At 68.0% G+C, this 17,202-nt stretch carries 13 protein-coding genes; 4 read left to right on the forward strand and 9 right to left on the reverse strand.

What is annotated here, in order from left to right:
- Nucleotides 1–918: a UTP--glucose-1-phosphate uridylyltransferase GalU gene (gene galU, locus AC1D1S_RS05555; RefSeq protein WP_028275735.1), complete on the reverse strand. Its 918-nt coding sequence runs from the start codon at nucleotides 916–918 to the stop codon at nucleotides 1–3.
- A 104-nt stretch (nucleotides 919–1,022) separates the two neighbouring features.
- On the opposite strand from galU, the gene AC1D1S_RS05560 reads away from it, so the two are divergent.
- From AC1D1S_RS05560 to AC1D1S_RS05570, 3 genes are all read left to right on the forward strand, one after another.
- Entirely contained in the window at nucleotides 1,023–1,682 is a 660-nt protein-coding gene (locus AC1D1S_RS05560; RefSeq protein WP_476993927.1) for a 5-formyltetrahydrofolate cyclo-ligase, read from the forward strand.
- A gap of 139 nt (nucleotides 1,683–1,821) precedes the next feature.
- The gene (locus AC1D1S_RS05565; RefSeq protein ID WP_079550223.1) at nucleotides 1,822–2,073 is read left to right on the forward strand and encodes an FmdB family zinc ribbon protein; all 252 of its coding nucleotides are present in this window, start codon (nucleotides 1,822–1,824) and stop codon (nucleotides 2,071–2,073) included.
- A gap of 150 nt (nucleotides 2,074–2,223) precedes the next feature.
- Nucleotides 2,224–3,120 carry an RcpC/CpaB family pilus assembly protein gene (locus AC1D1S_RS05570; protein WP_476993928.1) on the forward strand — a complete coding sequence of 299 codons (897 nt, stop codon included), beginning with the start codon at nucleotides 2,224–2,226 and terminating at the stop codon, nucleotides 3,118–3,120.
- Between the two features lie 96 nt (nucleotides 3,121–3,216).
- On the opposite strand, the gene AC1D1S_RS05575 is transcribed toward AC1D1S_RS05570, so the two are convergent.
- From AC1D1S_RS05575 to AC1D1S_RS05605, 7 genes are all read right to left on the reverse strand, one after another.
- Nucleotides 3,217–7,476 carry an AAA family ATPase gene (locus AC1D1S_RS05575; protein WP_476993929.1) on the reverse strand — a complete coding sequence of 1,420 codons (4,260 nt, stop codon included), beginning with the start codon at nucleotides 7,474–7,476 and terminating at the stop codon, nucleotides 3,217–3,219.
- Between the two features lie 308 nt (nucleotides 7,477–7,784).
- Nucleotides 7,785–9,374: a glutamine-hydrolyzing GMP synthase gene (gene guaA / locus AC1D1S_RS05580; RefSeq protein WP_476945780.1), complete on the reverse strand. Its 1,590-nt coding sequence runs from the start codon at nucleotides 9,372–9,374 to the stop codon at nucleotides 7,785–7,787.
- Between the two features lie 174 nt (nucleotides 9,375–9,548).
- On the reverse strand, nucleotides 9,549–10,058 hold the full coding sequence (locus AC1D1S_RS05585) for a DUF3817 domain-containing protein (RefSeq protein ID WP_243181026.1): 510 nt from the start codon (nucleotides 10,056–10,058) through the stop codon (nucleotides 9,549–9,551).
- On the reverse strand, nucleotides 10,055–10,972 hold the full coding sequence (locus tag AC1D1S_RS05590; RefSeq protein WP_476993930.1) for an SURF1 family protein: 918 nt from the start codon (nucleotides 10,970–10,972) through the stop codon (nucleotides 10,055–10,057). Before AC1D1S_RS05590 ends, AC1D1S_RS05585 begins: the two co-directional genes overlap by 4 nt.
- A gap of 48 nt (nucleotides 10,973–11,020) precedes the next feature.
- Nucleotides 11,021–11,509 (reverse strand): PTS sugar transporter subunit IIA, encoded by a 489-nt coding sequence (locus tag AC1D1S_RS05595; protein WP_243181030.1) that lies wholly within the window; start codon nucleotides 11,507–11,509, stop codon nucleotides 11,021–11,023.
- A gap of 89 nt (nucleotides 11,510–11,598) precedes the next feature.
- The gene (locus tag AC1D1S_RS05600) at nucleotides 11,599–13,350 is read right to left on the reverse strand and encodes a glycerol-3-phosphate dehydrogenase/oxidase (RefSeq protein ID WP_028275740.1); all 1,752 of its coding nucleotides are present in this window, start codon (nucleotides 13,348–13,350) and stop codon (nucleotides 11,599–11,601) included.
- Between the two features lie 92 nt (nucleotides 13,351–13,442).
- Entirely contained in the window at nucleotides 13,443–14,579 is a 1,137-nt protein-coding gene (locus AC1D1S_RS05605) for a GuaB3 family IMP dehydrogenase-related protein (RefSeq protein WP_476993931.1), read from the reverse strand.
- Between the two features lie 54 nt (nucleotides 14,580–14,633).
- On the opposite strand from AC1D1S_RS05605, the gene AC1D1S_RS05610 reads away from it, so the two are divergent.
- Entirely contained in the window at nucleotides 14,634–15,266 is a 633-nt protein-coding gene (locus AC1D1S_RS05610) for a hypothetical protein (RefSeq protein WP_243181033.1), read from the forward strand.
- Here the strand turns inward: AC1D1S_RS05610 and AC1D1S_RS05615 are convergent.
- Nucleotides 15,253–17,103 carry an ABC transporter ATP-binding protein gene (locus AC1D1S_RS05615; RefSeq protein WP_028275742.1) on the reverse strand — a complete coding sequence of 617 codons (1,851 nt, stop codon included), beginning with the start codon at nucleotides 17,101–17,103 and terminating at the stop codon, nucleotides 15,253–15,255. The genes AC1D1S_RS05610 and AC1D1S_RS05615 overlap by 14 nt on opposite strands.
- Between the last annotated feature and the right edge of the window lie 99 nt (nucleotides 17,104–17,202).

Genomic DNA, 17,202 nt, shown 5'->3' on the forward strand with positions numbered 1-17,202 from the left:
TTATTTGGCGAGGCTGGGGGCCAGGCTGGACGCGAAGCCGGGCAGCCATTCGCGCAGGCCCGGGCCGAGGTCCTCACTGTCGCAGGCGAGCTGGACACAGGCCTTGAGGTAGCTGAGCTTGTCGCCGGTGTCGTAGCGGCGGCCGCGGAAGATGACGCCGTACACGCCGTAGCCCTCGCCGGTGCCGGCCGAGAGTTCCTGCAGGGCGTCCGTGAGCTGGATTTCCCCGCCGCGGCCGGGCGCGGTGCGCTCCAGCACTTCAAAGACGGCCGGGTGCAACACGTAGCGGCCAATCACGGCCAGGTTGGACGGGGCGTCCGCCACATCGGGCTTCTCCACGAGCTGGTTGATGCGGACGTAGTCCTCACCGCCGATTGCCTCGACGTCCGCGCAGCCGTAGGCACTGATCTGGGACGGGTCCACCTCGATCAGAGCGACCACCGATCCGCCGGTCTTGGCCTGGACCTCGATCATGGTGCTGAGGAGCTCATCGCGGGCGTCAATGAGGTCATCTCCCAGGAGGACGGCGAACGGCTCCTGCCCGACGTGCTGCTTGGCCCGAAGGACGGCGTGGCCGAGACCCATGGGATCGCCCTGGCGGACGTAGTGGATGTCACCGAGGTTGCTGGCGGCCTGAATGGATTCGAGCTTCGCAGTGTCACCCTTCGCCTCCAGGGTGGACTCCAGCGCGGGGACGCGGTCGAAGTGGTCCTCCAACGCCCGCTTGTTGCGGCCAGTGATCATCAGGATGTCGTTCAAGCCGACATTCACGGCCTCCTCGACGACGTACTGGATGGCTGGCTTGTCAACGACAGGCAGCATTTCCTTGGGCATGGCCTTTGTGGCCGGGAGAAACCTGGTACCAAGGCCCGCGGCGGGGATAACGGCCTTGCGGACGGAAGCGATGGGTGTATTCACACGACTAATCTAACGGAGGGACCAATCATTGCGTAATCATTATGCGAACCGCCTGCCGGGCCCGCCGGTGCAGCGCGGCCGCAAGAGGCAGAGGACGGGCCAAGATGGCGTCAAAAGGGGAAATTCGCTCCAGCCACAGGGCGGCGCGTTCCGCACTCCCGCTGGCCGCACAGGACACCGCCGCGGCGGGCATCGCCAGCCATGGGCTCGAGTGGGCCTCCGGGCTTGCCCGCCGCCAGGGCACCTTCGCGGCGTACCTCGGGGTGGGCGCCGAACCGCCCACGCTGCCACTGCTGACTGCCCTGGTCGAGGCCGGGCACCGGGTGCTGCTGCCCGTTTGCGAACCCGACATCGAGCTCAGCTGGGTGTACTGGACTCCCCAGTCCGGGTTTGTCCGCAGCCGGTACGCGCCCATCCAGGAGCCTGTCGGAGAGCGCCACGGCACCGAAATCATGCGGGACGCCACCGCAATCATCCTGCCGGCCACAGCAGTGGATTTCTCGGGCAACCGAATCGGGCAAGGCGGCGGCTACTACGACAAGTTCCTTGCCGCCCTGGCTGCCATGTCCTCCGCGTCCGGCGGGGMGGACGCCGGGGCGGCCGACGCTGCAGCCGACGCTGTCGCGTTGCCGACTGCCGCCGTCGTCTATGACACGGAGGTGCTGCCCGCAGGCAGCATCCCCGCGGAGTCGTTCGACCGGAAAGTCGACACGGCGCTGACCCCGGGCGGGATCATCCGGCTCGGCCGATCCCGGCCCGCCTGATCCGGGTTCCCGCCGAGGTGATAGAATTGGCACTCAGGCCCTGCGACTGCTAAGGACGGAACAGGTCGATAGACATATCGGCGGTGATCCGGACTCGGCGGCACGGGACCTGCTCGTTTGCCCCTGAGGAGGATTTCCAGTGCCCACGTATGCATACGCCTGCAAGGACTGCAGCCACGCCTTCGAGATCGTGCAGTCGTTCAGCGACAATTCCTTGACGTCCTGCCCCGAGTGCCAGGGCACGCTGCGCAAGAAGTTCAACAGCGTCGGCGTAGTGTTCAAGGGCTCCGGCTTCTACCGGACCGATTCGCGCGACACCAAGGGCAGCACGGTTTCCCCGGCTCCTGCAGCTCCCGCGGCCACCCCCGCGCCCGCCGCCGCGGCCAGCTAAGGCACCTGCCGGGTTGGCGCCGGCCGCCGGCTGGGCCACGGCCGGCTGATCCTGGGCATTGCCCGGCGGTGGCCCCTGCCCGCTGTGCCGTTGTCCACATAGGACGTTCCGCAGCTCCCGCCCCTCTGCGCGGATCCGTAGCGTGGCGGCATGGAACTTTTCCTCACCGCGGTTTCCCCGCCTTCGTTCAACACGGCTGCCCCGGCGGCTCCTGGGCCTTCCGCGCCTTCGTTCAGGCCGTTCCGCGCCGCATTGCCTGAAGCTGGCCCCGGCCGCTGGTCCCGTACCGGGATCCACCCAACGAGCCTTCCTGCCGCCACGTTTTCCGCCGCAGGCCTTCCGTTCCGGAGCCGGATCGGTCCCGCGAAACCCCGCCGGCATCCGCCCCGGGGCCGTCCGTCGGGACGCCGCCTGCGCGGCTGGCTGAACCGGAACCGGCGGCTTATCGCGGCCCTCCTGTTCTGCATCCCCGCCGGACTGACAGTTCAGCAACTGGCTCCAGGGCCCACTGACACTGTCGCAGCCTTCGCCGCCGCGGCCGATCTACCCGCTGGAAAGTCCCTGGAACCCGGCGATCTCAGCAGGATCAGCGTGCCACCCGGCCTTATTCCTGCGGGCAGCCCCGGCAGCGAGACCGCATTCGAGGGAAAACAGCTGGCCGCACCGTTGCGCCAGGGCCAGCTCCTCACCGACGCCCAGATCCTGGGACCGGGCCTGCTCGCCGGAAGCCCACGCGGCTCTGCGGCCGTGCCGCTGAGGATGGCAGATCCGGCCTCCATCCAACTCGTCTCCCCCGGGCAGCTCGTCAACGTGGTGCTCACTGCCAGCAACGGCATGGAACAACCCGGCGAAAGCCAAATCCTGGCCGAAGCCGTGCCCGTGCTCTGGACGTCGGCGCAGGGCGGCAAGGCCAGCCCCTGGCCCGCCACTGCGGAGACTGACGGGCTGGTGGTGGTGGCAGCGACCGCCGAGCAGGCCCGAAGGCTGGCGGGCGCGTCTACCCAGGGCAAATTGTTTTTCGTGCTTGTGGCATCACCGCCGGGCTAACTGTCCAGCCAGCAGGGCGTTCCCGCCGGGCCAGGGCCCGGGCAATTTGCACCGACGCGGGTTACGCCCGCAGGCTCTGGGCTGCGGGCAGCCACGTCAGCCCCAGTGGGGCGGCTTCTGTTCCTGGAGCCAGGCGTCGTGATCGTAATTATCAGGCTGGTCACCCCAGCGCCGGGGGTCGTCTTCCGCCGCCTTGTTCGGCAGCACGCCCTCCGGAACGGTGGCCTGTGCCTCCGAACGGCGGGACGTCTCCTTCGCGGCCTCCTGATCCGGCCCGTCGCCGGTCGATTCCCCGGTCGATTCGCCGGGGTTCGGCCCCGCGGTGTCGGCCGCGGCCCCCGCCGCGCCGGCTTCGCGGGCGCCGGTGTTGCCAGTGTCGTTCGTGTTGCCGGTGTTGCCGGTGTTGCTGGTGTTGCTGGTGATGCCGTCCGCACTCATGCCGCCGGCCTCCTTACTGCCTGTATTGCCTGTCATTGCTGATGCTGGTGCCTGCCGGCGGAATTCTTGGCCAGCAGTTTCGTGKCCGCGGAACACCTGTCCCGCGGGTTCGGCCGCCACGTGGTACTCGGCGGCCCGCGCCTCGTCTATCGCCAAATGCTCGATGCCGTCGTCGAAGAACCCGTGCGATGTCCGCAGCCTGCTGGACACGGCGGGCTTCTCCAACCCGAGGTAGCCGCCAATCCGGTCGGCGCAGGCCGACGGGTCGGTGAAGACCTCTATGGTCCACAGGGGCATGTACCGCCAGCCAAGCCGTTCCAGGAGCTGCGGCCGGAGCCTGCTCCGTTCCCGGACGCTCATCCGCCGGTAGTGGCTGGTGCCATCCGACTCGATCGCCACCGGACGGGGAATCTCCGCATCGTCCTGGCCGATCGTGGTCATCGGATCGGCGGCCGCCACCATGTTCAGGACGCCGTCGTACTGGTGCCACACACGTGCCCCGCGGGCCCGGAGCCGGTCGCCCAGGTCGGCCACGAGCGGATCGGCGCCGAGCGCCTGCTCGCTGGCCGCGGCCCGGGAGGCGGGGCTGCCAAGATCCGTGTTGCCCGCGATCTCACGGTCCAGGAGTTCGTAGAAGTCCACGGCGCCGTGGCTGAGGCGGCTGACGTCAAGGTCTTCGGGCCGGAAGCAGCTGAKCACGTGAAGGGACCGGCGGGCACGCGTCATCGCCAGGGCGAATTTTGCTCGGCCGCCTTCGGCGGAAAGCGGCCCGAGGCTGTGGAGGGTGCGCCCATGCGGGGTGCGGCCATAGCCCGGGGAAAAAATGACGTGGTCGCGGACCAGGCCCTGGGCCCGTTCCAGATCCACCACGCGGAAGGACTCGTCCCCCGCACTGAAGAAGCTGCCCAGCATGGGGTAGTTGGGCAGTTGCGCCCTGATGGCCTCGCCGATCCGGGCGGCATGGCGAAGGCTGCCGGTTACCACGGCCAGCGATGTCCGGGGGCGGAGCCGGGCGTGTTCGAAGACGAGCTCCACCGCACGGTTGACCTCGGCAACAACCGATTCGACGCCGTCATGGTCAGCGCTGGGCAGCCCCGTGCCGTCGGGGAGGTACTCCACGCTGAGGGTACGGTCCAGCCCTGTGGCGGATTGGCCCTCCGGGAGGCGGGTGAGTTCCCCGCCGTAAAAACCCTTGCTGAGCTGGCGCACCAGGTCTTCATCGACCGCACGGTACACGGTCCTCAGGTTCCAGACCGGAAGCACGGCAGAGAGTGCCCGGTACGAGCTCTCAACGCTTTGGTAGGAGCTCTCCCCCGCGGCGAGCCGTTCGACGCCCACGGTAAAGGTCCGGGGGCTGGCGGTCTGTTCGTCGCCGAAGGCGATGACCTGCCGGGACCGGGCGATCGCCGGGAGGACGGCCTGCAACGAGGTCGTCTCGGCGTCGAGGATCACGACGGCATCGAAGGTCTGCTCGATCGGCAGCAGGCCCGTCATGAGGTAGGGGCTGACGGACCACACCGGCACCAGTGTGGGCAGCAGCTCCTGCGCCTGGCCGCTCAGGGCTGCCAGGGTCACCCGGCCGTCCTTCAGCAGGCTGCGCAACAGCTCGGCCTGGCGGGGGTACGCCGAGATGGCAGCGCGCCAGCGCTCGGACAGGTTCCAGCGCAGCCGGGCAGCGCCGCTGGCGATATGGGCGTTGTCCGCGAGACGGTACTCCGCCTCAAGCTGGCGCAGGGCGTCGCCGTCGGACATGGCGAGGTAGTCATCGCCGCTGATCATGGCCTCCAGGGCCGACTGCCACCAGGCCAGCTCCAGTTCGGCGGTCACCGAACCCTCCGGGACCTCGCGCTCGGCAAGGTCGGCGAGAAGCTCGCCCAGGCCGTGCTCTCGCATGCTTTCGACGAGCAGCGTGCGCTCCGGAAGGGTTTCAAGGGTCGCGGTGTCGGCGACGAGCCGCCGCACCCGGGGCAGGAGTTCGTCGTAGGGTGCGCGGTCCAGGTCGCCGCCGGCGGCGGTGTGCTTGACAGCCAGGCCCAGTTCAGCCAGTTCCGCGGCGAGCTCCCGGTAAAGGCCGGTGATTTCAGCCAGCCCGGATGGCACGGCCGGGTGCCGCTGCGTGGTCGCGTAGCCGGACCATGCGGCGCGCTGTTCCTGCACGAGGACCAGGGAGCTGTGCAGGTCCGCGATGTGCACGCCGGGCCGGACGTACTCCTTGGCCACGCGGCGCAGGCGTGAGCGCTGCATGGACGGCATTTCGATCCCGCGTTCCCTGCGCCAGGCAGAGGACGCAGTGGCCGAGATCAGGTCGTGGACGGGCCGGTCAAAGATGTCGGGAGTGAACTTGTCCAGGCTTTCGCGGACGGCCACGAGAAGTTCGATCTGCTCGCCCCATTCGGCGAAGGTCCGGCCCAGCCGGATCTCTGCGTGTTCCGCCACGGCAGCCATGCGCCCGCGCAGCAACGGCAGCTTTTCCGAAACGGACTGCGCAACGCCCTGCGCTTCCTGCGTCTCCTTGCGGGTCAGCAGGCGCGCGCCGTGCCAGGGGCTGGTGGTCGACGCGCGGCTGAAGCTGCCGAGCTCGGCGGCGCGGCGGAGCCGGCCCGCGAGCTCCCCGCGGTCCCGGATGTTGTCCAGCACGCTGCGCTTGAGCCGGACGGTCGTCGCCGGTGCCGGCTGGATGGAGGTCAGCTCTGCAAGGGACTGCATGGCCTCATACGGCGAGCAACCCCAGCGCGCCCGTACGTTGTGCAGGGAGGCCACGTGGTCCATGAGGGCGTGACGGTGCCCGGTCAGTGTGGCGTGCAGGTTGCTCAGTTGCGGCTGCAGCGACTTCTCGTTGCGGACGATCGCCCGGACCAGCTGGCCCTTCAGCTGCAGCGGGCTGGCGCTGCCTGTCAGCTGCAAGAGGACCGAATCCAGGCCGAGGCCATCCAGCTGCCCGGAGATCTCGGCGAGGCTGGCCCGCCTGTCACCAACCACCAGGACGGACTTGCCCTCGTCAACCAGGGCGCCGATGGTGTTGATGACGGTCTGGGTCTGGCCCGTGCCCGGCGGGCTGCTGACCACCAGCGAGTCGCCCGCCCGGACGGCGTCGACCACATACTGCTGGTCCGTGTCGGCGTCGAGCAGCAGAAGCTCGTCGGCGGGGTCACGGTCGTCCGTGCTGGGGAAGCGGCCGGGTTCCAGCGCAGGCACGTCGACCAGTTCGCCGGAACCGGACCGAGCCAGCGCGGTGACCAGGGGGTTGTTCTGGTTGATCCACGGATCATCGAGGTTGCCGGAGAGGTCGGCGAAGGTGGAGACGAGCAGGTTGTGTTCGACCTCCGCGCCGTGAATCGGCTGGACGAGGGTGCCCAGGCGGTCCAGAACGGGCTGCGGGTCGTAACGGGCCGTGCTGTACGCCATCCGCGTCACCGCGTTGACGTCGAAAACGATCCCGTGGACGGTCTTGAGGTGCCGGACCAGCGCCGGGTTGATCTGCGCCTGTTCGGTGAGCTGCAGCTCGTAGTCGTCCTCGCCGGGGCGCACCGTGAGGGAGATGGCGGTGAGCATGACCGGGGCCGAGATCCGTTGCGGTTTGCCGCCGACGGCGGAGGTCCAGACGACCGTGCCGGCGGAGAAATACCCCGCGTCGATGCCGCGGTCATTGGCGAGTTCGAAAATCTTGGAGCGCAGGTTGCGCGATGCCCTGGCCGCGACAACAAATTGCTGGCGGTCGCGGATCAGGGTCGAGAGCCGGGTACGCCGCCCTGCCATCAGCTGGGCGAGCCCGGAGGGATGGGCATGAGTCAGGTCAATTGAGCCTTCGGGCGTCTTGGTGAAGCGCAGCATGGTATCTGCACCGGTGACGGGCTTGAGCCCCGACAGCCATTTCCTGAACTCCTCGGAGCCCTCGGGGTGGCCTTGACCAACTGACACTGCTGCCTTCTTTTCTGTGCTCGACTTCTCTGTGCCGGACCGCGGCGGGCTCGACTCTGGCGGGTTCGTCGTATCAACGCTCGTCTGTGTTGCGTCCGCGCTTTCCCTGGCCGCATCTTGTGTGCTCGCGGTTGCCAGGCTCGCGCGGGACGCCTTGGACCATACCGGCATGCTTTCGAGGGTAGCCCGAATCCCCCGCAGGTGCGGGGCCGCAACACTGGGCGGTTCGAAATTCAGGCTGAATTGTCAGAAACATTGTCAGGAACAAAATGAAATGGCCGGCCTCGAAAGGCCGGCCACTCAGATTGCTATTCCCACTCGATGGTTCCCGGCGGCTTGCTGGTCACATCCAGCACCACGCGGTTGACGCCGTCCACCTCGTTGGTGATCCGGTTGGAAATCCGGGCCAGGAGATCGTAGGGCAGCCGCGACCAGTCGGCGGTCATGGCGTCCTCGGAGGACACGGGGCGCAGGACAATCGGGTGTCCGTAAGTGCGCCCGTCGCCCTGGACGCCCACGCTGCGGACGTCCGCCAGCAGCACCACGGGCATCTGCCACACTTCGTCATCCAGTCCGGCCGCGGTCAGCTCGGCGCGGGCGATCGCGTCGGCCTTGCGGAGCAGGTCCAGGCGTTCCTTGGTGACATCGCCGACGATCCGAATGCCGAGGCCCGGGCCGGGGAAGGGCTGGCGTCCGACGATTTCCTGCGGCAGGCCGAGCTGGGCACCGACCGCGCGGACCTCGTCCTTGAACAGGGCGCGCAGCGGTTCAACCAGTTCAAACTGCAGGTCCTCGGGGAGCCCGCCCACGTTGTGGTGGCTCTTGATGTTGGCCGCACCTTCGCCGCCGCCGGATTCAACGACGTCGGGGTACAGGGTGCCTTGGACGAGGAACTTGATCTTTTCCCCGTGTGCCGCTGCCTCGGCGATGATCGCCAGTTCGGCTTCCTCGAAGGCGCGGATGAATTCGCGGCCGATGATCTTGCGTTTCGTCTCGGGATCGCTGACGCCGGCAAGGGCGCTCAGGAAGCGCTCCTGCTCGTTGGCGACGTAGAGCTTGACGCCGGTGGCGGCCACGAAGTCGCGTTCGACCTGTTCGGCTTCGCCCTCGCGCAACAGCCCGTGGTCCACGAAGACGCAGGTCAGCTGGTCGCCGACGGCGCGCTGTACCAGGGCGGCGGCCACAGCCGAGTCGACGCCGCCGGAGAGGCCGCAGATGACCCTGGCGTCGCCGATCTGGTCACGGATCCGCTGGACCTGTTCTTCGAGAATGTTGCCGGTGGTCCAGTTCGGTTCCAGCCCGGCGCCCTTGAAGAGGAAGTTTTCCAGGACCTGCTGGCCGTAGGCCGAGTGCTTGACTTCGGGGTGCCACTGGACGCCGTAGAGGCGCCTGTCCTCATTGGCGAACGCCGCGACGTCGGCGCCCGCCGTCGTCGCCAGGACCTCAAAGCCCTCGGGGGCTTCGTGGACGGAGTCGCCGTGGCTCATCCAGGTGCTTTGGTGCTGGGGCATGCCGGCCAGGATGGAGCGGCCCTCGCCGAGGGTGGTGGTCTCGGTGGCGCCGTATTCGCGCAGGCCCGTCTGGGCCACCTTGCCGCCGAGGGCGTTGGCCATGGCCTGGAAGCCGTAGCAGATGCCGAAGACCGGGACGCCGGCCTCGAAGAGGTCGGCACCGACGCTGGGGGCGCCGTCGGCGTAGACGCTCGAGGGCCCTCCCGAGAGGATGATCGCGGCGGGGTTCTTGGCCAGCAGCTGCTCGGTGCTGTACGTATGCGGAACCACTTCCGAATACACATTCGCTTCCCGGACGCGGCGGGCAATCAGCTGCGCGTACTGGGCACCGTAGTCAACAACCAGAACCGGCCTGTGGGACGTCTGGGATGCAGTGGGAGTAGTCACCCCACTAGCCTACTTTGCGCTGCTGCCCGCCCGCACATTGAGAAGCCGGTGCGGGCCCGAATCGCGGGCCGAGGTAAGCGAACTCACATGCCCGACGGCGGCCGCCGGCGTCGTGTCACTGACCCGGAATGACTGATCAGGACGGATCAGGAAGGGCGCCGGGTCAGAAGGGGTTCAGTACCGCTGGGGCGCCTGCGGGTTTGCTGCGAGTTCGGCCTCGACCTCGGCGTGGAACTTCTTCTCGACGAAGAAGGACAGGAACGGCACGACGCCGCCCAGGGCCATGACCACGAGCTTGGTGAACGGCCAGCGCATGAGCGACCACAGCCGGAAGTTGGAAATCAGGTACACGACGTACATCCAGCCGTGCACGATCAGGATCGTGATGGAGAGGTTGACGCCCCCGATCACCCCTGGCGGCTCGGCGTCGGCGAATCCGAGGCCGAACGGCTGGCCGGTGACGGCGTTGGTGCCGCCGGCGAAGAGGTACTGACCGAAGCCGTACCGGGCGATCAGTTCGGCGCAGAGCAGCAGCAGCATCGTGCCCGTCAGGTAGGCGAGCACCTTGTAGAACTTCAGGGCGGACCGGATTTGGGCCTCGGTGCCGCCGAAGCGGCGCTTCTTCCCGGCTTTCCCCGTGCCGTTGGTGGACTGCGGCTGGATGGCGGGCTGGGGCTCGATCATGATTGCACTCTCGGGTCTGTGGGTTGGGGGGCTGTGGGATGGGAGTCGGCGGGCGCTTGGGCCGTGTTGTGGTGGGCCGCGTTGTGGTGGGCCGCGTGGCGGTCGGTTGGGGGCTCTTCCCCGGCCGTTTCCTCGTCGAGCGCGTCTTCGAGGTCGCGGCGGTAGTCGTCCTTGAYGAGCCGCCACCAGATGAACAACGCGAAACCGGCGAAGACCACCCATTCCACGGAATAGAAGAGGTTGAGCCAGTTGACCTGCTGCGCGGGCGGCTGCGGGCCGATCCGGAGGGGTTTGACGTCGCCGCCTGCGGCCGCGGCCCCGACGTCGGTGCCGCCGGCCAGTTCGGTCGTCGCTGCGACAAAGCCCGGGTAGCTGCTGACGTTCCAGTCGTTGATGAGTTCGGCAACCGAGACGGCGCTGGCGCGGCCGGGTCCGGGATCCGTCCGCGGCAGCGGGGACTCGGACGGCAACAGCCGCCCGGTCAGTTCGATGGTGCCCGACGGCGGCGCCACGGCGTCCGCGGGATCCGCCACCCAGCCGCGTGCGACCGGAATCCAGGTCTGGGGTGTGGCCCCGCCGCCTTTCAGGGCCGGGGCATCCTTGACGGCGAAGGCCGATACGATCCAGTAGCCCTTCGCACCGTCATTGAGCCGGCCGGGGACGAGGACCTGCTTCTGGGGGTCGTAGCTGCCGGTGGCGGAGACCATCTGGTCAGCCACGGATCCGGGGAAGAACCCACCCGGCTGCAGGACCGAGGTGAGCTGCCGCGTTTGCTCCGTCGTGGTGGAGACCGGGGCTTCGGCCTGCGTTGAACGGCCGAATTGCCACTGGCTGAGCAGCACAAAGACCCCGGAAATGGCGATCGCGAACACGAGTCCTGCGATCCAGCGGGGTTTGAGGGCAGTTTTCAGCACCCCTTAAAGGTACTTCGTCCCTGTGTAGAACAGCGAAACGGGCCATCGTCAGTGGTCGAAGAACACCAGGCTGGAATTGATCAGTTCGGCGATCACTTCGGCGTCGTAGGCGCGGCGGAGCGATTCGCGGAAGGACTCTTTCGACAGTGAGCGTGCCAGCGTCGCGAGCACTTCGAGGTGATCGGAAAAGGAGCTCGCCGGGGTGGCGATGAGCAGAATCACTGTGGCCGGGCCGTCGGCCGCGCCGAAGTCCAGCGCCCTGCCGTACTTCGTGATGCCGACCGCGATGGATGTCTGTGACACGAGCTCGCTGCGGGCGTGCGGCAGGCCGACACCGCCGGGCAGGCCGGTGGCGAGCTGATGCTCCCGGGCATTGACCTGCTTGAGGAAGCCCACGAGATCGGAGATACGTCCGGCAGCATGCATGCGTTCCGCGAGCTGGGCAGTGGCGTCGAGCTTGTCCGTGGCGTCCATTTCAAGGATCACCATCTCGGGTGTGGTGAGCTCGGCGTCGTACCGGTCCAGTGGTTCCGCCAAGAGATGTCCCTTCGAAGTGGCGTCAGTGACGCCGGCCGGCAGTCCAATGACTAGCGTTGTAATCCTGCACTGCCGGCCGGCACTGAGTTTTAGCGCAGGGGCACAATGTCCTCCACGCCCAGCCGTGCGGCGTCGGCGGATTCGTCGTCCGGCTGCTGTTGGCTCAGGCGCTCGGCATCAACCCGGGCCAGATAGTGCTTGATTTCGCCCTCGCGCTGCGCATCACTCCAGCCGAGAACGTCTCCCATTAGTTTAGCGACTACCGGAGCGGCGGACACACCGCGGTCCCACGCTTCAATCGAAATCCGGGTGCGGCGGGTCAGGACGTCCTGGACATGCCGGGCGCCCTCGTGCGTGGCCGCGTAGACGGCTTCGGCAGCCAGGTAGTCGTCAGCGCCCGGCAACGGTTCGGCCAGTTCCGGGCTGTCAGCGATGAGCGCCAGCACCTCCGGCGTCATGGCGCCGTAGCGGTTGAGGAGGTGTTCGATCCGGGCAACGTGGACGCCGGTCTCCTCCGCCATCCGGTTCCGCTGGTTCCACGCGGCCTTGAAACCGCTCGCCCCCAGCAACGGGACGGATTCCGTGCAGCTGGCCGGGACACGCTCGTCCATGCTGCGCGTCGCCTCGTCGACCGCGTCCTTGGCCATGACCCGGTAGGTGGTCCATTTACCGCCCGCCACCACCACGAGACCCGGCACGGGGTGCGCCACCACGTGTTCGCGGGAGAGCTTCGCGGTGGAATCGCTTTCCCCGGCCAGCAGCGGCCGCAGCCCCGCGTAGACGCCCTCGACGTCCTCTCGGGTCAGCGGGCGCTTGAGGACCTTGTTGACGTGCTCGAGCAGGTAGTCGATGTCCTTGCTGGAGGCCGCGGGGTGGGCCTTGTCGAGGTGCCAGTCGGTGTCAGTGGTCCCGATGATCCAGTGCCTGCCCCAGGGGATCACGAAGAGCACGGATTTCTCGGTCCGCAGGATCAGCCCCACCGTGGACTGGATCCGGTCGCGGGGCACCACGAGGTGGATGCCCTTGGACGCCCGCACCTTGAGCTGCCCGCGGTCTGTCACCATGGCCTGGGTCTCGTCGGTCCAGACCCCGGTGGCGTTGATGACCTGTTTGGCCCGGATTTTAAAGCTGGAGCCGTCCTCATGGTTGACCACCTTGGCGCCGACCACGCGTTCGCCCTCGCGCACGAAGTCCACAACCGACATCTGGTTGACCGCGTGGGCGCCATAGTGCGCCGCGGTCCGCACGAGGTTGGCGACGTACTTGGCGTCGTCGACCTGGCCGTCGTAGTAGCGGATGGATCCGACGAAGGCGTCGTCCTTGAGGCTGGGGGCGGCGCGCAGGGTCCCTCGCCGGGACAGGTGTTTGTGGAAGGGGACGCCGCGGCTGTGCCCGCCGGTGATGGACATCGCGTCGTACAAGGCGATTCCGGCGCCGACGTAGGGCCGCTCCAGGAACGGTTTGTGGAGCGGGTACAGGAACGGGACCGGCCGGGCCAGGTGCGGCGCCAGGACGGAGAGAATGAGGCCGCGCTCGTGCAGTGCCTCTTTGACCAGGCCGAAGTCGAGCATTTCGAGGTACCGGAGGCCACCGTGGATGAGCTTCGAGGACCGCGACGACGTCCCCGCGGCCCAGTCGTTGGCCTCGACGATGCCCACACTGAGCCCTCGGGTCACGGCGTCGAGGGCGGCGCCGGCACCCACGATGCCTCCGCCCACGATCAGGATGTCGAGCTCTTTGCCGGGAGCGGTGCTGCCCCTAAGCACAGTGATTGAAGCCTCGCGGGCCGCTGGCCCGAGGGCACCTCCGGCCTCGGCAGAACCGCCGGGAAAACTGTTCATGTCACGCCTCCATCCGGATCAAACCTCGTAGGGCACCAGACTACGTCCAAGTTTCCCGGATGGGCAGGGCCCTCAACGGCCCGCGCGCGGTTTCAGTTGCCGGCGTACGGCGAGACGACGACGTCGACGCGCTGGAATTCCTTCAGGTCCGAGTAGCCGGTGGTCGCCATTGAACGGCGCAGCGCGCCGACGAGGTTGGAGGTGCCGTTGGTGTGGTGGCCGGGCCCGAACAGGACCTCTTCGAGCGGCCCGACCGTTCCCACATTGACCCTGTCGCCGCGGGGCAGTTCGAGGTGGTGGGCTTCCTGGCCCCAGTGCCATCCCTTGCCGGGGGCTTCGTCGGCGCGGGCCAGGGCGCTGCCCAGCATCACGGCGTCGGCGCCCATGGCGATGGCTTTGACGATGYCGCCGGAGGATCCCATGCCGCCGTCGGCGATCACATGGACGTAGCGTCCGCCGGACTCGTCCATGTAGTCCCGGCGGGCCGCCGCGACGTCGGAGATCGCGGAGGCCATGGGCGAGTGGATGCCCAGGGCGCGGCGGGTCGTGGTGGTGGCTCCGCCGCCGAAGCCGACCAGCACGCCGGCGGCGCCGGTGCGCATCAAGTGCAGGGCCGGGGTGTAGCCGGCCGCCCCGCCGACGATCACGGGGACGTCGAGTTCGTAGATGAACTGCTTGAGGTTCAGCGGCTCGTGGTCCTTGGAGACGTGCTCGGCCGAGACAGTGGTCCCGCGGATGACGAAGATGTCGACGCCGGCGGCCACCACGGTCTTGTAGTGTTCCTGCGTGCGCTGCGGGGTCAGGGAGCCGGCCACCGTGACGCCTGCGGCGCGGATCTCGGCGAGGCGGGAGGTGATCAGCTCGGGCTGGATCGGCGCCTGGTAGAGCTCCTGCATGCGCCGGGTGACGGCCGGGCTGTTGGTCTCGTCAGCCAGGCCCGCGATTTCGTCCAGTACGGACTGCGGGTTCTCGTACCGGGTCCACAGGCCTTCGAGGTCGAGCACACCGAGTCCGCCGAGGCGGCCCAGGGCGATGACGGTCTCCGGCGACATGGCCGAATCCATCGGCGCCGCGATGACCGGCATGTCGAACTTGTAGGCATCGATCTGCCAGGAGACGGAGACGTCCTTGGGGTCACGGGTACGCCGGTTGGGGACGATCGCAATGTCATCCAGGGAGTAGGCACGACGCCCACGCTTGCCTCGGCCAATCTCAATCTCGTAAGTCACTGCTCTAGGTTATCCCAGCGGACGCGGGGCGCCGCTTCGGCGTACTGTGGCGTCATGCTTTGGCGTAACGGACAGCGTTGGATCTTCGACGGACACATTGCCGGGCTCGGCACGGGATCGGGCCTGCGCGCGGTGGTGGGCCTGTGGACGCAGTCCCCGTTCGGGTCCTTCACCGATGCGATGGTCCAGCTGCCCTCCGGCCACCGGATCCTGCTGGCACCGAGCGTCGAGGCCGCCGATTTCATCAGCGCGGTCTATAACTTCGACGAGACCTGCATCGTGCCCCTGGCTTCAGAGCATGGGGCGGGGCAGCTCGCCGTCGACGCCGGGCCGCTGCGGATCCGCGCCCGGCTCGGGTCCCGCACGCGGCTGGGCGCCGTGGCGCGGCTGGTCCCCCGGGCTCTGGCGGTGCATCCGCGCTGGCTGCGTGCGGTCAACCCCGTTGCGGGCAGAATCATCCCCGGCGTGCGCACTGCGGGCACGGCCAAGGGCGGCCGGCGGGAATACTACGGGGTCACCGACCTGCGCCGCATCGACTCCGCGACCGTCAGCTGGGACGGCGCCGACGCCGGCCCGCTCACCGCCGTCCGCCCCGCCGTCGGCTTCGGTTTCAGCAGCGTCCCGCCCGAACCCAGCCTGGCCCGGGTGCGGACGACCATCGAGGGCGCTCCGCTTACTCGCCGCTGACGTTCTCGGTGTCGGGGACGGTGAGCTGGGACTCGAACATCCGGAAGTACCGGCCGCGGCGCGCCACAAGTTCCCTGTGGGTGCCTTGTTCCACGATGCGGCCTTCCTCGAGCATGTAGACCACATCGGCCTTCTCGATCGTGGCCAGGCGGTGGCTGATGGCGATGATGGTGCTGCTGCGGTCAGCGAAGAGCCGCGTGAAGATCCGGTGTTCGGCCAGCGCGTCGATGGCCGACGTCGGCTCGTCCATCACCATGAACGATGCGCCGCGGTAGAAGTTCCGGGCCATCGCCAGCCGCTGCCACTGCCCGCCGGAAAGGCCGGAGCCCTTCCGCCCGCGCGGGTCCTCCATCCAGTTGCTGACGTGGTTGTCCAGTCCGTTGGGCAGTTTGTTGATGAATTCGAGGGCCTCGGCATCCGCGGCGGAGCGCCGGACCCGTCCGTCGTCGCGGGGCGAATCGACGTCGCCGAAGAAGATGTTTTCCGCCGCGGTGGCGAATTCATACTTCAGGAACTCCTGGCTGAGCACCGCCAGGTGCCGGTGCCAGGAGGTGACGTCGACGGCGGCGAGGTCCACGCCGTCGAGCATCACCTGCCCGGAGTCGGGACGGTACAGCCCGGCCAGGATACGGATCAGGGTGGACTTGCCGGCCCCGTTCTCCCCCACGATCGCGATGTGCTGGCCCTGCCTGATGGTCATCGAAATGCCGCGGATCACCTCCAGTTCGCTGCCGGTGTACGTGAAGCGGATGTCCCGCAGTTCCACCGTCTTCGGCGCCTGCAGCAGCGGCGGGGCGTGGCCGGACGGCACGGGCAGGGCCATGAAGAGTTCGTAGTCCGTGAGGTTCGCCAGGTCCTCGTCGATCGAGCTCAGTGAGGAGACGAGGCTGTTGGCGGTCGAGAGGGCGCGGCTGACAATCTGCTGGACATAGAGGAACTGCCCCACCGGCTGGGCCCGGGCGATGATCTGGCCCACCACCCAGATCAGCGAGACCACCTCGGCGCCGTACTGCAGGGCATCGGCCGCGAGCTGTTTGGGGATGTAGCGCTTCTGGAAGTCCAGCCGGCGCTTTTCATCGGCGTCCCGCAGCCGGGAGCGCAGGCCCATCAGGTAGCCGACAATCCCGTAAAGCCGCATCTCGGCGATGTGCTGCGGTCGCAGGAGGTTGGTTTCGATCATCCTGCGCTGCCGGCGCGAATCGACCTGGGTGTTCCAGTGCGCGATCTGTTCGCGGGAGAGCTTGAACTGCAGGTAGACGCTGGGGACGATCGCAACCAGGACGATCACGGCGATCCACCAGCTGACCAGCAGCAGCGCGCCGATCGCCAGCAGCACGGAGACGAGCTGGGTGAAAATGGCGGCGATCCGGTCCAGGACGCGGGCGTAGGAGTCGGAGAAACGCTTCGCCCGGTCGTACAGGTCCACGGTTTCTTTGTCGTCGTAGCGCCAGAAGTCCAGGGTCAGGAAGCGCTCGTACATCAGGTCACCGACGATCGCGCCGACCCGGAAACTCATGAGCTGCTGGATGTAGCGGTCCACGCTGCTGAACGATCCCCAGAAGAGCCCGAGTGCCGCGGTGATGATGACGTACACGACGGCCTGCGCGCCGGCGTCGGCGTCGCCCGCGTAGGCGGCGGCCAGCGCCGTGGTGGTCAGGGCGGCGAAGTACGTCGTGACCAGCGGCAGCAGTGCCGAGATCAGCGAGCCCAGGACCTTCATGACGACGGCGGCGGGCGAGGCCCGGAAGCTCACCCGCAGCACTTGTGCCACGGCGCGGGCGTAGGGCTTGAGCGCGAGCTTGCGTTTGGGCGCGCGTGCCGGCAGGAGTTCGGACATGCCTCCAGCCTAGTTCCGGGACCCGGAGCCGGGGCGTGAGCGGCACCGCCGCCGGGAATCGGGGCGCCCTTAAACCGGGTGGGCCCGCCGAAACCATGG

Source organism: Arthrobacter sp. P1_A5 (assembly GCF_056406825.1).

Excerpts from the sequence above, each read along its gene's own strand:
- AC1D1S_RS05610 (WP_243181033.1), top strand. The coding sequence starts at position 14,634 with ATGCTTTGGCGTAACGGACAGCGTTGGATCTTCGACGGACACATTGCC.
- AC1D1S_RS05570 (WP_476993928.1), top strand. The coding sequence starts at position 2,224 with ATGGAACTTTTCCTCACCGCGGTTTCCCCGCCTTCGTTCAACACGGCT.
- AC1D1S_RS05600 (WP_028275740.1), bottom strand. The coding sequence starts at position 13,350 with ATGAACAGTTTTCCCGGCGGTTCTGCCGAGGCCGGAGGTGCCCTCGGG.
- AC1D1S_RS05615 (WP_028275742.1), bottom strand. The coding sequence starts at position 17,103 with ATGTCCGAACTCCTGCCGGCACGCGCGCCCAAACGCAAGCTCGCGCTC.
- AC1D1S_RS05585 (WP_243181026.1), bottom strand. The coding sequence starts at position 10,058 with ATGATCGAGCCCCAGCCCGCCATCCAGCCGCAGTCCACCAACGGCACG.